10 protein-coding genes and 1 pseudogene are annotated in these 17011 nt (G+C 58.5%); 4 read left to right on the top strand and 7 right to left on the bottom strand.

The genetic code is table 11. The annotated features are described in order from the left end of the window. Positions 1–126 precede the first annotated feature (126 nt). Positions 127–3240, top strand: coding sequence for a transglycosylase domain-containing protein (locus ASD95_RS18995; RefSeq protein WP_056721145.1), 3114 nt, complete (start codon positions 127–129; stop codon positions 3238–3240). A gap of 171 nt (positions 3241–3411) precedes the next feature. Beyond that, positions 3412–8067 (top strand): dermonecrotic toxin domain-containing protein, encoded by a 4656-nt coding sequence (locus tag ASD95_RS18990; protein ID WP_056721148.1) that lies wholly within the window; start codon positions 3412–3414, stop codon positions 8065–8067. A 49-nt stretch (positions 8068–8116) separates the two neighbouring features. On the opposite strand, the pseudogene ASD95_RS18985 reads toward ASD95_RS18990, so the two are convergent. From ASD95_RS18985 to ASD95_RS18965, 5 genes and pseudogenes are all read right to left on the bottom strand, one after another. Continuing rightward, a pseudogene (locus tag ASD95_RS18985) lies at positions 8117–8610 on the bottom strand (CS1 type fimbrial major subunit). 63 nt (positions 8611–8673) lie between these two features. Continuing rightward, positions 8674–9417, bottom strand: coding sequence for a hypothetical protein (locus tag ASD95_RS18980; protein ID WP_056722274.1), 744 nt, complete (start codon positions 9415–9417; stop codon positions 8674–8676). 59 nt (positions 9418–9476) lie between these two features. Then, positions 9477–10691, bottom strand: a complete 1215-nt coding sequence (locus ASD95_RS18975; protein WP_056722276.1) for a hypothetical protein — start codon at positions 10689–10691, stop codon at positions 9477–9479. An 89-nt stretch (positions 10692–10780) separates the two neighbouring features. After that, on the bottom strand, positions 10781–13303 hold the full coding sequence (locus ASD95_RS18970) for a CS1-pili formation C-terminal domain-containing protein (RefSeq protein ID WP_056721150.1): 2523 nt from the start codon (positions 13301–13303) through the stop codon (positions 10781–10783). A 111-nt stretch (positions 13304–13414) separates the two neighbouring features. Next, positions 13415–13894 carry a CS1 type fimbrial major subunit gene (locus ASD95_RS18965; RefSeq protein WP_056721152.1) on the bottom strand — a complete coding sequence of 160 codons (480 nt, stop codon included), beginning with the start codon at positions 13892–13894 and terminating at the stop codon, positions 13415–13417. Positions 13895–14400: 506 nt separating this feature from the next. Here ASD95_RS18965 and ASD95_RS18960 point away from each other — a divergent pair. Further along, on the top strand, positions 14401–14976 hold the full coding sequence (locus ASD95_RS18960) for a PadR family transcriptional regulator (RefSeq protein ID WP_056721154.1): 576 nt from the start codon (positions 14401–14403) through the stop codon (positions 14974–14976). Continuing rightward, entirely contained in the window at positions 14973–15758 is a 786-nt protein-coding gene (locus ASD95_RS18955) for a siderophore-interacting protein (protein ID WP_056721155.1), read from the top strand. The genes ASD95_RS18960 and ASD95_RS18955 overlap by 4 nt, the downstream gene beginning before the upstream one ends. 187 nt (positions 15759–15945) lie before the next feature. Here the strand turns inward: ASD95_RS18955 and ASD95_RS18950 are convergent, their stop codons facing one another. Then, positions 15946–16587, bottom strand: a complete 642-nt coding sequence (locus ASD95_RS18950; RefSeq protein WP_056721157.1) for a Pr6Pr family membrane protein — start codon at positions 16585–16587, stop codon at positions 15946–15948. A 2-nt stretch (positions 16588–16589) separates the two neighbouring features. Then, positions 16590–16820: a VF530 family DNA-binding protein gene (locus tag ASD95_RS18945; protein ID WP_046041003.1), complete on the bottom strand. Its 231-nt coding sequence runs from the start codon at positions 16818–16820 to the stop codon at positions 16590–16592. Between the last annotated feature and the right edge of the window lie 191 nt (positions 16821–17011).

Here is a 17011-nt window from a genome sequence, read left to right as displayed (position 1 = left end):
AAGCTCCCTCGCCACAAAAAGAGGCCATTACCCGACGTTTTACCCTTCACATTTTCTTCACCCTCGCCAACCACCGTCTAAGCTTCATTCAAGTCCGATCAATCTGCGTGAATGGATCAGTCGACTATGGGCGCTTTGTGGCAAACCGATTCGAGTAAAACCGTGGTTCCGAATGAACGAGAGGATGAAGCGCCTACACCTGAAAAACCCCGTCGCTCCAGGCACGGATGGGGAGCGTTCTGGCTATTACTGTTGATAATCGCGGTTGTCGCGGGGCTTTCCGCCGCGAGGGAGATGCGTACCTCGAAGTTCCAGGCCCAGGAGGTCAGCAAATACGCCGCGTCCCTGAGCTATGAGCTCAAACCCGGCCCCAGCGATGCGATTCGCTATCCAGGGGACGGTCCGTTCGATCGGCGCCTGGGCTACAGCTCGCTGGATGAGTTCCTGCCGCGCCTGATCAAGCGTGATTTCGTCGTCGAAGCACAAACCCGCTTTTCCCCGGCGCTGTTGAAATACAGCGACAAGGGCCTGTTCGTGCCTTATGCCGAGAAAATCCAGGCCGGGCTATCGATCACCGATTGCCGCGCAGCGCCGCTGTACCAGTACAACTATCCACAGCAGCTTTACTCGACCTTTGCCTCGATCCCGCCGGTGGTGGTCAACAGCCTGCTGTTCATCGAGAACCGCTTCCTGCTCGACCCCAGACAACCGCTGGCCAACCCGGCAGTGGACTGGCCGCGATTCGGCATGGCGGCGTGGTCCCAGTTGGCCAAGATGTTGCACGTACCCGGTCAATCCGCCGGTGGCAGTACCCTGGCCACGCAACTGGAGAAGTACCGGCATTCCCCCGATGGCTTGACGGTCAATGGCGCGGAGAAGATTCGTCAGATGATTTCCGCTACCGTACGCGCCTACCAGGCCGGGCCACAAACCCTTGAAGCCCGGCAGAACGTGGTTCGCGACTACCTCAACAGTGTGCCGCTGTCGGCCGTACCGGGCCACGGTGAAGTGCATGGCATGGCTGAAGGGTTGCGCGTGTGGTACGGCACCGACTTCAATCAGGCCAACGAAGCGCTGTCCAGCACCGCGACGGATCCAAAAACCATGGCGGAAAAAGGCCTGGCCCTGCGTGAGATGCTGTCGTTGATGATTGCCCAGCGCCGCCCGTCGCACTACCTGGTCAAAGGTCACGATGAACTGGCCGACCTCACCGACAGCCATATTCGCCTGCTGGCGCAAAACCATGTGATCGACGCCGAGTTCGCCACCGCCGCCCTGGCCAGCAAAGTGACCTACCGCGACTGGGCCACCCAGCCGACCATTCAACCGATTGAAACCAACAAGGGCATCAGTGTCGCGCGCAGCCGTCTGGCCGGCATGCTCAATCGCCCGCTGTATGACCTCGACCGCCTTGACCTCTCCGCCACCAGCACCCTGCAAGGCGAGTTGCAAAGCGAGGCCACCGCGTACCTGAAAAAACTCGCCGACCCTGAGTTTGCCACGCAAATCGGCCTGATCGGCGAACGCCTCCTGACCACCACCAGCACCACCCAGGTGCGCTACAGCTTCACCTTGTTCGAACTGACCCCGGACGGCTCGCGGGTTCGGGTACAGACCGACAGCACCGACCAGCCATTCGACATCAACGAAGGCAGTAAACTGGAACTGGGCTCCACCGCGAAAATGCGCGTGCTGACCACCTACCTGCAAATCATCGCCGAGCTGCACGACAAATACGTCGGCATGACCATTCCGGAACTGAAGAAAGTCGACGTACCGGATCAGGACCGCCTGAGCCGCTGGGCGGTCGATTACCTGATCGAGAACAAGGACCGCGACCTGAAAAAAATGCTCGGCGCCGCCCTGGACCGCAAATACTCCGCCAGCCCCGGCGAGGCATTCTTCACCGGTGGCGGCCTGCACGTGTTCAACAACTTCCGCAAGGAAGACAACGGCCGGATACCCCCCCTGCGCGACGCCCTGCGCGAGTCGATCAACCTGCCGTTCATTCGCCTGATGCGAGACCTGGTGCGCTACACCATCTACTCCGGCCCCAACAGCAGTGCCGAATTGCTCAAGGACGACCGCGACCCGCGGCGCCAGGAGTACCTGGCCGAATTTGCCGACCGCGAGGGCACTTCATTCCTGCTCAAGTTCTGGAAGAAGTACAAGAACAAGGACACCCAGGACCGCCTCGACACCTTCCTCGACAGCATGCGCCCGACCCCGATCCGCATGGCCGCCGTTCACCGCTACCTGCTGCCGCAGGCCAGCCAGGAAAGCTTCAACGCCTTTGTGCGCTCGCACCTCAAGGGCGCCACGCTCACGGAAAAACTCACCGACGAACGTCTGGTGCGGCTCTACGAATCCTACGGTCCCGGCGCCTACGACTTGCCGGACCAGGGCTTCATCGCCAAGGTCCACCCGCTGGACCTGTGGCTGATGGGCTACTTGCTCAATCACCCCGACGCCAAGTGGAGCGACATCGTCAAAGCCAGCCAGTTCGAGCGCCAGGAGGTCTACAGCTGGCTGTTCAAAAGCCGGCACAAGGGCGCCCGCGACAGTCGCATCCGCACCATGCTGGAGATCGAAGCCTTCCTGGACATCCACCAGCGCTGGCAGAAAGTCGGCTATCCGTTCGATCACCTGGTGCCGTCGCTGGCCACCGCCATCGGCAGCTCCGGCGACCGCCCCGCCGCCCTGGCCGAATTGATCGGCACCATCCTCAACGATGGAGTGCGCATGCCAACCCTGCGCATCGACAGCCTGCATTTCGCTGCGAACACCCCCTATGAAACCCAACTGGTCAATGACCCGGACGTCGGCAAACGGGTGATGCCATCCGAGGTGGCGAGCGCCATGCGCGAAGCCCTTTCACAAGTGGTGGATGCCGGTACCGCCAAACGCGTGGCCGGCAGTTTCAAACTGCCGGATGGCAGCCCGCTGGCCATGGGCGGCAAGACCGGTACCGGTGACAACCGCATCGAAGCCATCGGCTCCGGCGGACGGATCCTGAGTTCCAAATCGCTCAACCGCACGGCCACGTTCGTGTTCTACATCGGCGATAGTCACTTCGGCACCCTGACGGCGTTCGTGCCGGGCCGCTCGGCGGAAAGCTTCACCTTCACCTCGGCGTTGCCGGTGCAGGTGCTCAAGGGCATGGCACCGATTCTGACGCCATACCTGCAACCGGGCTCCCACACGATGTGCCAGCCAACCCAGGCAACGGCTGTGCGCTGACCATTACAAAAAAACGCTGCCGGGGTGGCGGTAACTATTTATTTTTCACTCTCTGATTTTGGGGGACTCGGGGCAAAAACCGCGCCCTTTCAAACCATTTTTTGAGCTTTTTTCGGGGGCCACGCGTACCTAGTCTCTTCGTTCCATTTTTGATCAACGGACGATCAGACAATGCCCAACCCCGATAAAACTCCAGACTCGCTCGCCGACGATCCGGCCGATAAAAGTATCCACTTTGAGCGGGTCAAACAGGCTATCCCTTACTGGCTGAAAGAAACTTCCATCGCTCGTGTCAACGAACTGAAAGCCGACAGGGTGATCCTTCCAGACCCGCTACGGGAAGCCACCCGGGCGCTGCAGCAAAAACTGAAAAATGACATCAGGCTCAGTTGGACTGCGCAAAACCAGGTAGATCGCGCACTGAGCGAGTTGCAGGATGTCTACGCGTTTGCCCGGCCCATCCTGCAACAGGCGCTGAAAGACCGCTTCGGCGTCGACGACGATGTCGAGCAGACCTGGCTACGACTGTATGCACCGGTGAAAACATCCTGGTGGGTGCATGATTTTTCCGGCGGTACCACCAGCCGAACCGTCTCGCTGCTGGACGCCGCCGTACATAATTTTTCGCTCGACGAGTCGTTTCACCAAGACTCCGAATTCATCACCCGCCCTAACGCTCGCGGGCATTTCTGGGTCAAACACCTCAAGCACAAACTGAGCATCGATCAGTTCAAATCACTGTGCCGTGAACTGAACATCGGTGCCAGATACCAACAGCACCTGAACGAGTTTTTGCTGTCGCCCAACAGGGTCGCGAGCAACTACCTGCGTTACATCGTCATTGGCAGTCAGAAAAGCGCGTTGAATGTTGCGGCACAAATGGCCCTGATGAAAAAGGACATCGACCAAGAGGCCTATGACGTCGTGCAAGGCATGCTCAACGATCGCTTGAAAATGCAATGGCGCGGGCAGCCGGTCGGTTATTACAACCTGTCGATGATGGACACGCGCCTGGTTGGCATTGTGCTGATTGCCCCCGATGTATACACCTCGACAAGCACCGTCCCGGTCCTGGCGTATGTTCCCCATGATCCGGAGCATCCGCTCAAGCTGTACCCGTCGACGCTGGATTTCATGGCGGAGCTGACACGCCAGCTGCGCGACGGCACCTCCAGCAAAAGCTATCAACAGTACTTCAGCCAGTTCGTGCCCCATCAGCAACGCGGACCGTTCTTTGCCGGACTCAATAATCGCCTGAGTAAAATCAAATGGCAGCCGGCCCCACCTGGCTCCAACTTGCCCAGTTGGCGTGAAACCCCCGTGGCCAACCCCGACCTGAGGTTCAGCCTGTCGAGCGTCAGGACCGACAGAGAGACAGTTTTCAAGAATGATCTTTGGGGCTACTACTACCAACAGAAGCTCAACAAGATTCTCAACGATGGGCGGGAAATCGCGATTTCCACCGAGTACGCCGATCGCATGGCCCGCTGGGCCTGGTGGGATAACCTGGAAAAAATGCTCTCGGACATTTTCAACGTCGCGCTGCTGGTGGCGACGCCACTTGTCCCCGGCCTGGGCGAACTGATGCTGGCCTACACGGCCTATCAACTGACCGATGAAGTGGTCGAGGGTATCGTCGACCTGGCCGAAGGTCATTTTGCCGAGGCGGCGGAACAGACCATCAACGTGCTGGAAAGCGTCATCCAGTTGGGGACATTTGCGGCGGGCGGCGCAATCGGCAATGTCGCGCGAGCGAAGCTCTCGCCGTTTTTCGAAAATCTGAAACCGGTGCAGTTGGCAAACGGCGAGACACGGCTGTGGAACCCTGACCTGAGCCCTTATCATCAAGCCGACGTGGTTTTGCCAGCGGATGCACGGCCTGATGGACAGGGTATTCACCAGTATCACGGCCAGCGAATTCTGCGCCTGAACGATCAACACTTCGATGTGCTGGACGACCCGGTTACCGGGCAACAGCGCATACGCCATCCGCAGCGGTTCGATGCCTATGCACCGACCCTGCGACACAACGGCCAGGGTGCCTGGGTCTGCGAAACGGAGAACCCGCGCGAGTGGGAAGGCACGACACTGATGCGACGCCTGGGCCATACAACCGATGCCTTCAGCGACACGCAACTGGAGCGGATCCGTCAGATCAGCGGCACTGAAGAGGCCGAACTGCGCAGGATGCACATTGAGCACGCCCCGCCGCCGCCTTTGCTGACCGACACCCTGCAACGCCTGGGGGCACCGGTGAATCCGCATCCTGCGTTACCCCCTGAAATGGCTGCATTGTTCAGCGATTATCCCGAACTGCCTGAACCCGTCGCGGAAAAAATCTTCGCCGGTGCCACCCCGTCGGAACTCCAGCAGATGACCCGGCACAAACGCCTGCCCTTGCGCCTGAGATGCCAGGCCCGGGAACTCCAGTTCGAGACCCAGGCGGTGCGCGCCGCCCATGGCCTGTACGACAACGCTTTGGTCAGTGGTGATACCGAACGCCTGGTGCTGGGCACCTTGCGCATGCAAACCGATACCTTCGGCAAGCTACGCATCGAAATCCGCCAGGGCGCGCTCGACGGCGAACTGCGATGCAGCGCAGGGCCCGAAGATGCAGCACAAGTAAGGGTCATGGTGCGCAACGAATCCGGAAAATACGAAGTGCGCGACACCGAGGACCAACTGATCCATGCGGCCGATGATTTTCTTCCTGCCCTGCTCCAGGCCATGGGCCGGGATGGGCGCAGAGCGATTGGATATCGAGCGGGGGATGTCGGGTTCTTCAAGCACTGGATCATCGCCAAGATCGAGACACCGAGCGAGCGCCGGGCGGTTCTGGCCACGCCTCCCATTCGCGCCGTGGCCGAGCATGAGACACTCTTGCTGGTGCGAGGCGCCTCCACCAGTAGAGCCGGCGAAACCCTGCACGAACGCATTCAGGACCTGTACTCGGACTTCAGCGAGCATGAGGTCGACACGTTTGCCGACGCCCTGATCGCTAGAGGCGATGCACTGAGAGCCATTGAGCAATGCGAAGATGAACTCGATGAACTGCGCGTCATTCTCAACCGCTGGGAATACCAGCAACCGCAAACGTGGGGGCCTGGCAGCAACGAGTTTCGTGACGGCGGCGGACAGCATATCGCCGAGCGCCTAATCGAATGTTTCGAGCGCAAAAAAACCGGACTCGGCAGCCGTCTCGACCTGGACAACTTTGCGCTCGACCTGTCCAGAGAAATGCTGCCACTGGACCTGGAGACCTGGTGGTCAAAGCGGCCTCCCGAGCTGAGAAAGTTCCTCGACAAAGTCAACGTGCTGAAACTCGACAAAACTTATTTTTCCAGCGAGTTCAATGGCTTGCTGAAAGACTTCCCAAATCTTCACGAACTCAGCGCCCGAAACTGCGACCTTAAGCGGCTACCCGACAGCATCAGGAACATGCGCCGCATGGAACGCCTGCAGTTAAGTGATAACCAGATTGTGTTCGATGCCAGCGCAGTCCTGCGACTCAAGCAACTGACCTTCCTGGAAATACTCAGGCTCGAAGGCAACCCTCTGGCGATGGCACCGGACATTGGTCGTATGCCGAGACTTAAGGTCGTAGCCTTGAAAAACACGGGCCTGGCCACCTGGCCCGACGGCACCCTGGCCAAAACCCGCCCAAGGGGGTTTTTCCTGGATATGCGGGACAATCCCCTCAGCGTTATTCCCGAGGTGGTACCCGGCAGGCCAGAAGCCTGGGTCATTGCCCGCACCCGACTCAACGTCGGTGATTTGTCGGAGATGAACCAACTGCGATACCAGGAGATTCGTCGCTCAGTTGGATTGCCTCCCGAGCCACTGGTGATTCCTCACCCGACGGACTACGGCGCCACTGCCGATGATTGGGCCGATGTACCCGGGTTTGGGGTAGAACGGGTCGTCTCTTTCCGGGAACTGACCGACGCCCCCCGGTCCCATGCGTTTATTGAAGCCGTGCTCAAACAGGAAAGCTCGTCGGACTTTGCCGCTGGTGGCCCTGTTCGCCGGCAATTGGTACAGCGTATGGCACGCATGGTCGATGCCGTGTACATCGACACTCAGCTGCGCGAACAGCTCTACACCATGGCCATTGCCCCGGTCGATTGTGCCGATGCCGGTGCTCAGTTGTTCAACAGCATGGGCATTCGCGTGCTCGCCTCCGAGGCCTATTCGTACTCCACCGATCCGGCGCAGCTTCAACGCAAACTGGTGACCCTTGCCAAAGGTGCCGCACGGTTGGAGCACGTCAACGAAATCGCCCGGGCTGACGTTGCCAGTCGTGGCGGCACCCCTGATGACGTCGAAATCTACCTGGCGTACCAGACAGGTCTCGCCTCGCGGTTGAACTTGCCGTGGCAATCCGAAGGCATGCTGTATCGACCGGTTGCCGGCGTTACTGACGCCATGATCGATGAGGCGTATAACACGGTGCTGGCTCTGGGTGAAGGCGACGGCCTGATCAACACAATGCTTGAACAGGACTTCTGGGAGAGTTATCTGCGTGAAACCTGGCCTGTTGAAACGCAGACGAACAAACTTCTCTACCAGAGCAAATACGAGAAACTGGAGGAACTGCGCACAACCCAGCGTCAGTGGCTCGAGTCGACGTCGGACGTTGAGAAAGCCGAACTGCGCAACCGGCTCAGGGAGCTCATCAACGATCTGCCCGTCCCAGAGACCGTAGTCTTTGCCGATGAGCCGATCAGCGAATCTGACTTCGATCGCTTCCTCGTCGATCTGGGTGACGAGGAGAAACAGCTGGCGAGACAACTGACCCGAGAGGCTCTGCGCAAAGCCGGCCAATAAAAGTCATAAAGCAAGCCAAAGGCAGCCTGACTTGTCAGGCTGCCGCACATCAAGGTGCAGCGGCGATGAATATCAGTTGCACATTGCCGTAATAAACCCCCGGTTTGTATCCACCGGCAGGCACTTTCGGCACGATCTCCAAGGGAAAGCGGCCACCGGCGATTGCTTGCGCGGCAGTCAGCACTTCCCGTGGCTGTGGGTCATGGCTCAACTCCTTGCCATTGAAGCTGACGCGCAAATAGATGTTCTGATCGTCACGCCCGTTGGACAGGTAAGGCTCTGCTTCCAACCGTGCTTCAATCGCGCTGGTGTCGTGCTTGACGTCGAAATTCTTGCGCAGCCCCTCCAATGTCTTCGTATGGATGTTCCACGCTAACGTCTGTTCAAGGTGTATCCAGTTCGACTCGGCCGGAATGATGTAAAACCCCAGCGTCGGGATATCCACCGACACCTCGACGTGCGCTCTTCCCGGGCCGCAAAAGCCTGGGTACTTATCAGCGCCATCACGCTCATCCACGCCGCGATGGTCGATTGCTTGATCATGTCAGGTACCTGTTGCGTCAAAAAATACCGCGAGCCAGCCAAGGTGACTCGCCCCTCCCGGTATTACTGGCTGGCGATGCGCAGCGTTTTTTTCGATGCGCCTTCCACCAGGTTGAAGCGATACTCTCGGCCGGGCTTTTTCTCGAACTCAAAGGTTTTACCGGCCAGAACGTGGTGCTTGGTGGTCGGCTCACACTCGCTTTCGTTTTTCAGCGAGCAGTTGCGAAATTCATCGATCAGCACCACGGTATTGCCATTGTTGCGCAGCCGGTAAATGCCGGGACTGTCATCGATCACGCTGTCGAAGCGACTGTTTTTCGGCCGGACAAAAAACACCGTGCCAAACCCGGTCATCACGTTGACCCCCGCCGACAAGTTCTCTTTATAGGCATCGCGCTCTTCACTCGACACGGCGAATTCGTCTTCTTTCTCCGGCACCACCGGCACGAAGCGCACGCGAAAATAACGCTCGGTGTCACGAGCCCCCATGTGCAACAGGCGCGTGCCCTGCATGCCCTTGGCCGGCACAATCAGTCGCGCGGGGCTGGCCATCAAGCCATCCCGACCGCTGCCATCCGCCTGGGTCTTGACCGGAATTTCACGAGGGCTGCCATCGGCGTCGTAGATGATTTCCAGGATACTGACCTTGACGAACGCCGTGCTGTCACCGCTGTTGAACACGCGTTTGAGGTAGGTGCTCTTGTCGCTGTCGAGGTAGTCGTAAACCGTTCCGACGTTGATTTGCGGTCCGGCGAAAGCCGCCAGGGAAAAACAGCTCAAACCCAGCAGTGCCCACAAACGTTTCATACTCTTGAACCTCATCACATAGAACACAAATCGGACACGCGCCATCGATACGCGGGCCATCAGACTTCCGAATCCCAGATCACGGTAACTTTGCCGCGATAGGTGGACGCCACACCGGGTTGCAACATGAACTCCATCTGTTGTGGCGGGATCTCGAAGTGCAGAATTCCCGGCGCCCGATCTACATAAAAACCAGGTTGAAATTGCTGCGCATTGGCCGGTCCAACCCTGAGTCGCCGGCGCTTGACCGGTTGCCCCGCGAGATCGGTCAACCCGTTTGGAAGACTGACGCTGACTTGCAATTCGACCGATCGCTTGGACACCGGATCGTGAATCACGCAGTCGTAGGGAAAACCACCGAGTTCACACTCCAGTAGCATCTTGAAGCGCGAAGATGCGGAGATATTGAACGTCTGGTCCCGAAACAAACGCACAGGCCTGCGCCCCGCCTGCAACCAGCTTTGCCAACCGCCCGCCGGGACCAGTTGGACTTTCTCGCCGCCGGGGGGGATGTCGACCTTGAGGGTGTGCTGTACATCCAGCACAAAATTCAGAGTCAAATCGCGGTCGGTCGGCAACATCACATCGCCCATGTCGAAGTCACCACCGGGACCAATGCGATAACTCAAGTCCCCCGTATAAAGTCCGGACGACATCGTCAGCGGATTGGGGGTTTTAAGTTCATAGGAGAAGTCCAGGTAGTCATAAGTCATGGCCGGTATCGGAAAACTCGCCGTCTTGACGCAAGTCCCTTGTACCGGAGTCTTCCAGAAGAACCGGTAGTAGTTGTCCGAATACATTCCCACACCACTGTAGGTGCAGGGAGGTGCCGCGTTCACCCAGCCTCCCCCCGGACCGCCCCATAAGGCCCGATGCCCTTCAATGGCTGTCGCGGCACCTGTCAGATTGACCGCGGTATCACTGAGTATGTATCGGGAACCAAAACCGGCAATACGCACCTCGACGGTTTCCGTTTCGCCCGTTTCCCTGTTCGTCACCGTTAACGGACGCCACAGGGCCGGAATGCTGAACATCGCACTGTTGCGCGGCGACGCATTGGGTTGCATGGGTCTCGCCGACTCGAAATGCATGGGCAGGCGAATGCTGAAGGTCTCATTGTCCCGGCATTCACTGGGATAGTCGGCACAATAGCCACTGACCGGCGTTTTATTAACGAACAGATTTCGTTGCGGGTTGGCAGAGTCCGGGGTGAACAGCGCCCGGATCTCCTGATTCACCGCCTGGGCCGAAGGCGCCGCGACGACGGCCAGCATCCCCAGCCAGCGACTGCGCCGCAGCAGGCGGGAACATGTAGACGTAGGTTTCATGATCACACTCTCTTGAACATCGGAATCGGGGCCGCTCAACCTGCCGTGCGCCGGTTGGAAGTGGCATCCGCCAACGTGTCCGGCGAACAACGCAGATCACCGATCATCAGCACGTTGTTTTCACTGCGATGCTTGTCGACATCAAGGCGAAACTGGCACAGCAACTGGTCCGCGTAACGCACTTCCAGGGTGGGCGAGCCGGCATTCATTTCCATGGAGAAGAAGCCGTCGACTTCGCTGACCCCACGACTGGCGTGGTTGATGACGTGATGGCCTTTGAGCGGCTGTCCTTGCGGGTCGAGCAAGCGGCCGAGCACGGTCAGGGTTTTCATGACCCGGATCTTGCGGTACTCCACGCCCCCCTTGTTCAGGTGATAGCGCGTGCGTGCCGGTTCAATGCTCGCCGCCGGGACGTCGTTGCCTTCGAAGTCGAAGCTCACCGAGCTGTTTTTGTAAGCGGTGAGCGGTATGAAATTGCGTCCGGGACGCAAGGCAGCGCTGCCGCCGCTGAGGTCGTCGGCACGCAGAGCGATGCCGTCGATGTCGGACTCGACATCGACAATCATCCCGGCGCCGCGGCCTTGATGCTGACTGGTCAGTGCCATGCGCTGCGCTCCAACGACAAGCGTGCTGTCGAGGTTCAAACCACCGGTGAAATTGTTGTTGAAGGACGAACGCTGGATAAACCCGTCACCGTTGATGGCATCGGTGCGAAAGTTCGCCAGGCTCGACAATCCGACACCGTAGGTATCGGTGAGCGCGGTCACCGATACGCTCTGCAACACGTGGTCTTGCAGGTCCTTTCGCCACCCCAGGGAGGCGTTGTTATCACGGCCGCCATCACGGGCGGTGCGGCTGCCGATGCTGCCGGAAACCTGCTGCCCCGGGCCACCGAGCGCCATGTTGATGGTCAGATCGACCCCGCGATTACGCGCATCACCACTGCTGTAGCTGCCCGGACGATCGAACAGCGAGAGCCGCCAGTTGGCATCGCTGCCAAACAGAACGGTGCGTTGCGTCCAGCCCAGGTCCACGCCGACACCTTCGACGTTGCCCTCGCTATGGGACACCCGTGCGTTGAGCGAGCTTTTGCGGCTGATCCGGTGGTTCAGCGCCAGTGAAGAGTTGCTGGTCTGGCCGGTGAACACATTGCGCTGACGCACGCGGGTGCCGTCGGGTAATGTTTCGTAGGTGTTGGTAGTGTCGAGCCAACTGCGGTTGTGGCTAATCACCAGACTGCCGGCGCCATAGTTATACAAGCCTTGAAGGTCGGCGCCGGTACCATGGTCTTCGGTCTGGTACAGGTTGGCGTAGAGGCTGACGCTGTTGGCCAGGCTCCAATCGATGGAGCTGCCGTACTGCAGCTTGTCACTGATCTGGCGTGCCGACAGTCCGAGTATCACCCTCGGGTGCAGCAAGTAATTGAATGAGGCGCCCACGGTCGCATCGCCGCTGTCCTGATCATCCCAGTTACTCAGCAGTTTGCTTTCCTGTCCGGCAAACAGGTTGTAGCGCCAACGCTCATCGTGGTTGCGCCAATTGTTCGGTTTGTAAATCAATTCCTGGGTGGTCGATGTGATTTGACCGTCTTCAATCAACCGCACTTCCACCTCGTAAATGCCACCGGGCAACGGACGGGTGTCGAGGGTTTGCAAACCGGCCGGGACCGATTGGGTATTGATTAGTAAGCCGTCGCGGTAAATTTCCACGGAGCCCTGTCGGTTGGCCGTGACATAGACCGGATAGACGCTGGGTTTCGGGCTATCGATCGCTAGGCTGTCGGAACTGCCGAACATCACGCCCACCGCCGTATCGGGGCTGGCGCCGAACGAACGGGGCTCGCGCGTCAGGCCTTCGGAGTTGGGGGTGAAGTAGCCCAGGCGGAAAAAACGGCCTTCGAGTTCACGCTGGCTATAAAGCTCGTGCACTGCGTGGTAGGTCTTGTTGTCCGGACCGCCAAGACGGGACAGTTGCATGTTGAAGGTCTGGCTCCAGTTGCCCAGGCTGCCGCTGGCCTCCAGGCCGAAACGACCACCCAGGTCCTGATCCTGACCGCCATTGAGGTTGAGCTGGTTACGTACCATCAGGCCGTTGCTGCCGCCTTCGGGCTGATCGTAGTAACGCTTGGCTTCGCTGTCGCGCTCGGCATTTTCAGTGACGATCGACAGCAATGAATTTTCAAGGTTGTAGTGAACCGCCAGCATCTGCTCCGGGCATTGGCCCGTGCAGGTGCCCAGCGTCACACCGGGTTTGAGAACATCGGCCCAGGTATCACGCTCACTCGCGCTGAAACGGCTTTCGCTGGTGTCGTTGAAATCCAGCAGCGTCACCTGGTCATCACGGGACAACACAATCATTGCCTCACCCAGCGGTAGTTGATCGAGTTCAACCCGAACCGCCAAGGGAACATCGAAGAAATGCTCCTCGAACTCGGCCGGCAAGCCCTTGGCCTGCGCCAGCAAACTTCGCGGCGTGTTATCAACGGAAGTGGGCGCCGCAAATGCACTGCTACATAACAGCAGCGCAAGCGCTGCCGCGATGGGCGTCATCGGGAACATGAACGGGCTCTCTAATTGCAAAGGAGTTCAAACACGGCCGACAAACCGGAAAGTTTGCCGACCGAGAACGTCACTTGATATAAGTAAACGGATTGCCGTCGCCGATATTACTTAGACCGAGGGCTCGACAACTAACATCACGACGCCAGTGTAATCACCTGCATCAGGTTTTTGCGTGGTAACCGCACTGATTTTGAAGGGTGCGCGATAACGGGTATTGGACTCTTCATCACCAACAACTTCCTGTGAAGTAGTTGTTAGAGCCTTGCCGTTGAGCTCGACTTTCAAGTCGATGCTTTTGTTACCGGCAATCAGCTTCGGGATGCCTTCAAGTCGTGCGTTGACCTTGCCGGCGGTATGAAGCACATCAAAAAAACCATCCACGGTTCTCATGGAATTGGTAGAGGGGTTGTAGCTCATATCCTGATCCTTGTTTACCAGATCAGAGTCAACCGGCACCGCATAGAAGTCGTCAGCATTGACAGTAGCAACCAGACTGATGTTGTGTCGGGCTTCGGTTGCGGCAAACGCCATCGAAGAACTCAGAGCCAGAACAGCCAGGGGAGCAGCGAACGCGATTTTCTTGAACATCTTTCAGTACCTGTGTTTTTAAAAGGATGACGTATTGAAAGTTCATGCCGAGCAAAAACCGTCACGAGCAGCCATTTGCCCAGCTGAACTTTCAACGCCGAAAGATGATCAATCAATTTATCTTTAAAGTAAGCAAGAAAGTTCCTGCAAGTGCGTAGCCGGAGTGCCATCACCGCAGAAAGAAAAAAGCCAAAACAACTACAAACCCAATGTTTGACTGTAAGAGACAGACTACAAATGGCGCCCTGCCCGCCATGACACTCGAGATATTAGCAAAGCAACTTCTGTAAGACCAATACCACAACCCAAGTAAACAATGGAGCAAACTAATACATTAGAGAGTTAACACTAATTCTGGAGGTTTGACCTGTACTAATAAGCACTATTTTTTCGATTTGACCTTCAAACCAGGGTCGACGCGGGGGAATGCCGTTGGTCGGGAGCCGTTGCCAGATCGTTAAGATATATCTTAAGTTGTATCTAAACACGACGAGAGAAAGCAGAAAATGAGAGACCATCATTCCCCCCACCGTGAGCACGGCGATGGCCGCGACGGCTTCGAGAAACGTCCCGCCCGCGAACGCGGTGGTCGCGGCCCCCGGGTATTTGCCCCCGGTGATCTGAAGTTGTTGCTGCCGGCATTGATCGCCGAACAGCCGTGCCACGGCTACGACTTGATCCGCCAGATCGAAGGCATGTTCGACGGCGCCTACTGTCCCAGTCCCGGCGTGATCTACCCGACCCTGACGTTCCTGGAAGAAAGCGAACTGATCCTGGGCGACGCCGAAGGCGGAAAAAAACGCTACACCATCACCGATGCCGGACGTCTGTTCCTGCAAGAGCAAGCTGTAGCACTGGATGGCGTGCGCATGCGCATCGACGTCAGCAAGCGTTCACTGCGCGGCCATGATCGTCCGGCAGAGATCCACGAAGCTGTGCATAACCTGCGCCACGCCCTGCAAATGCACCATGGACGCTGGAGCCCGGACGAAATCCTGCGGGTACGCGACCTGCTCAACGACACCGCCAAAGCCATCGTCGACGGCCCCGCCGTTCAACCCGTTCAGGAGAACGCCGAATGACTGAAGTGATCGCCTCAACCATTCACCGTGTCATGCACGAAATCAAACGCCGTCGCCTGGAAGTGTTACGCGTGGTCGACCTGACCCCGCGCATGCGCCGGATTACCCTGGGTGGCCCTGAATTGGCAGGCTTCGTCAGCCTGGGCACGGACGATCACGTCAAACTGTTGTTCCCGCAGAACGCCGAGCAGGCCGCGGCCCTGGAAAACCTGGTGCTGGGCGCCGGCAAGGACAACGGTCCGCTGCCCGAGATGCGCGACTACACCCCGCGCCGCTATGACCTGAACACCCTGGAACTGGACATCGACTTCGTGCTGCACGGCGACGGCCCGGCCTCGACCTGGGCGGCACAGGCCCAACCCGGGCAGTTCCTGCACATCGGCGGGCCCCGGGGTTCGATGATCGTCCCGGACATCTTCGACAGCTACTTGCTGATCGGCGACGAAACCGCCCTGCCCGCTATCGCCCGGCGCCTGGAAGGCCTGGCGGCCAACCGCCGTGCGCTGGTGATCGTGGAAGTGGAAAACGGCAAGGAGCAGCAGGTGCTGCACAGTGCGGCCGAGGTCAATGTGATCTGGGTGCTGCGCGAAGGTGGCAAAGATCATTTATTGAGCACCGTGCGCCAGATCCAGGTGCCTGCCGGCAGCCTGTACGCGTGGGTGGCGACCGAGAGCAAGGTGTCGCGGCAGATTCGCCGGGTGTTGCTCGATGAGCACGGGCTGGACGAGCAGTTCGTCAAGGCGGTGGGTTACTGGAAATTGGCTGACTACGGCGAAGAATAAAGATCATCCATAGGTGGGCCGGATGTTCTGTGGCGAGGGAGCTTGCTCCCGTTGCACTGCGCAGCAGTGCCAAAACCTGCTACTTGGTTTTATCTGAAAAACCCAATGAACAGATTTTACGACTGCTTCGCAGCCGAGCGGGAGCAAGCTCCCTCGCCACAAAGGTGCTCAAACTTTCCATGGTTGCTCACTTCCGAGCCCGCCACCGATCCAGCCCGATCGCCAGCAACGCAATCACCACAAAACCCACCAACAACCCGCCGGCATTGATGAACACCTGTGGATAACCCAGTTTGTCCACATCCACGAAGGGATACGGGTAAACCGCCAGCAGATGCCCGCGCAACAGTGAATAGGCGAAATACAGCAGCGGATAAATCACCCACAGCGCGATATGCCACACGCGCAATGTGCCCTTGGGCACACAACGCCACCAATAGCCCAGGAATAGCAACGGCATGATGTCGTGCAACAGCTCATCGGCCAGCCATTGCCAGCCCTCGGGATGCCACAAGTGGCGCAGCAGCAGGTTGTAGGCGAGGCTCACCACCGCGATGCTCACGGCAATGCCACTGCTGACCCAAGGCTGCAGGAACCAGCGCCGCGCGGCTGACTCGCGGGATGTCCATTCACAGGTCAGCACGGTCGCCACCAGGGTGTTGCTCAGCACGGTGAAATAGCTGAAAAAACTTACCAGCCCGCCGATCAGGCTGGCGCCCAGCGTCCAGCGCGAATGGAAAATCAGGTACATCTGGATGCTCAATCCCGCCCAGCCGAGCATGGCAGCCACGGCCACAAAACGACGGCGTAACGCAGACGGGTCGGCCATGTTCAAAGCGGTCGTTTGGTGCGCATCAACTTCACATACAGGCGTTCGACCTTCTCCCGCGCCCACGGAGTCTTGCGCAGGAACGTCAGGCTCGACTTGATGCTCGGTTCGCTCTTGAAGCAGCGGATATCGATGCGCTCGGCCAGCCCCGACCACTCGTAGTGTTCAACCAGCGCGTTGAGGATCTGTTCCAGCGTCACGCCATGCAACGGATCGGTATTGTGTTCGGTCATGCCGGGCCTTCGAGCAGAGTGGGAATTGGAAGCCGCGCACCTTACGTTAAATGTAGGTGAAACGGAAAAGATCGCAGCCTGCGGCAGCTCCTATATTGGAATCCGTATCCTGTAGGAGCTGCCGCAGGCTGCGATCTTTTGTCACTGTTACCAAATCCGAAACGATGCATGTCAGCAAAAGCACTTTCTCT

It is taken from the genome of Pseudomonas sp. Root71, from assembly GCF_001429045.1.
GTDB lineage: Bacteria > Pseudomonadota > Gammaproteobacteria > Pseudomonadales > Pseudomonadaceae > Aquipseudomonas > Aquipseudomonas monachiensis.
This window is presented reverse-complemented; position numbering and strand designations above follow the sequence as displayed.

Bases quoted from the DNA above. Each gene is read 5' to 3' on its own strand.
- ASD95_RS18945 (WP_046041003.1), bottom strand. From the start codon at position 16,820: ATGACCGAACACAATACCGATCCGTTGCATGGCGTGACGCTGGAACAG.
- ASD95_RS18950 (WP_056721157.1), bottom strand. From the start codon at position 16,587: ATGGCCGACCCGTCTGCGTTACGCCGTCGTTTTGTGGCCGTGGCTGCC.
- ASD95_RS18980 (WP_056722274.1), bottom strand. From the start codon at position 9,417: ATGAAACGTTTGTGGGCACTGCTGGGTTTGAGCTGTTTTTCCCTGGCG.
- ASD95_RS18965 (WP_056721152.1), bottom strand. From the start codon at position 13,894: ATGTTCAAGAAAATCGCGTTCGCTGCTCCCCTGGCTGTTCTGGCTCTG.
- ASD95_RS18970 (WP_056721150.1), bottom strand. From the start codon at position 13,303: ATGTTCCCGATGACGCCCATCGCGGCAGCGCTTGCGCTGCTGTTATGT.
- ASD95_RS18990 (WP_056721148.1), top strand. From the start codon at position 3,412: ATGCCCAACCCCGATAAAACTCCAGACTCGCTCGCCGACGATCCGGCC.
- ASD95_RS18960 (WP_056721154.1), top strand. From the start codon at position 14,401: ATGAGAGACCATCATTCCCCCCACCGTGAGCACGGCGATGGCCGCGAC.
- ASD95_RS18995 (WP_056721145.1), top strand. From the start codon at position 127: ATGGGCGCTTTGTGGCAAACCGATTCGAGTAAAACCGTGGTTCCGAAT.
- ASD95_RS18975 (WP_056722276.1), bottom strand. From the start codon at position 10,691: ATGCTGGCCGTCGTCGCGGCGCCTTCGGCCCAGGCGGTGAATCAGGAG.
- ASD95_RS18955 (WP_056721155.1), top strand. From the start codon at position 14,973: ATGACTGAAGTGATCGCCTCAACCATTCACCGTGTCATGCACGAAATC.